Raw genomic sequence first — 366 nt, forward strand, 5'->3', positions numbered from 1 at the left:
GGCCGCCCGTTCAGGGCGAGCGGCGGCGAGCGTGACACGGGCCGACGCCGCGATCGCGGCGCCGGCGCTTGTCGTCCCCGTGTTTGCCGCACCGTAACCGGCGCAGTGTCGCCGGCCGGTGCCGTTTCGTTGATTCTTATAGAGGTCGCTCCATGCGCGTCGAACGGGTTTCTTATCGCATTATTCCTGTCGCAGCAGCCGTAGCCGCGCTGCTTGCCGCCTGCGGAAAGCAGAATGCGGCTCCGCCGCCGTCCACGCCGGAAGTCGGCGTCGTGACGGTCCAGCCGCAATCCGTGCCGGTCGTCTCCGAACTGCCGGGCCGCACCAATGCCTTCCTGGTCGCCCAGGTGCGGGCGCGGGTCGACG

General features: G+C 69.7%; 1 protein-coding gene. It reads left to right on the forward strand.

Annotated elements, in window-relative coordinates; translation table 11 throughout:
* Positions 1–152 precede the first annotated feature (152 nt).
* Positions 153–366: CRISPR-associated protein Cas5 (cas5, locus tag ACYP33_RS20475; RefSeq protein ID WP_459623667.1), on the forward strand; the 214-nt coding region annotated here is incomplete at its 3' end.

Source organism: Burkholderia sp. 3C (assembly GCF_054589155.1).